Genomic DNA, 261 nt, shown 5'->3' with positions numbered 1-261 from the left:
AAAACGTAAAACCCTAGCATAATAAGGGGCTATAGCTCAGCTGGGAGAGCGCCTGCCTTGCACGCAGGAGGTCAGCAGTTCGATCCTGCTTAGCTCCACCACTTATTATGTAGTATCGATTTTTGATGCGATGCAGGTCTGTAGCTCAGCTGGTTAGAGCGCACCCCTGATAAGGGTGAGGTCGGCAGTTCAAGTCTGCCCAGACCTACCAATTTTGTCCTCTATCGGCGTTGGTTCATCACTCGTGTAGGAAATCTACAC

At 50.2% G+C, this 261-nt stretch carries 2 tRNA genes; both read left to right on the top strand.

Annotation, left to right across the window (positions count from 1 at the left end):
* Positions 1 to 25 precede the first annotated feature (25 nt).
* Positions 26 to 101 (top strand) — tRNA-Ala (locus H4J50_RS19265).
* Positions 102 to 134: 33 nt separating this feature from the next.
* Positions 135 to 211: transfer RNA gene (locus tag H4J50_RS19260), tRNA-Ile, on the top strand.
* The last annotated feature ends 50 nt before the right edge of the window (positions 212 to 261 follow it).

The sequence above is a fragment of the Colwellia sp. 6M3 genome (assembly GCF_014077595.1).
Classification (GTDB): domain Bacteria; phylum Pseudomonadota; class Gammaproteobacteria; order Enterobacterales; family Alteromonadaceae; genus Cognaticolwellia.
Note: the sequence above shows the minus strand (reverse complement) of the source record. Positions and strands in the feature narration are given on the sequence as shown.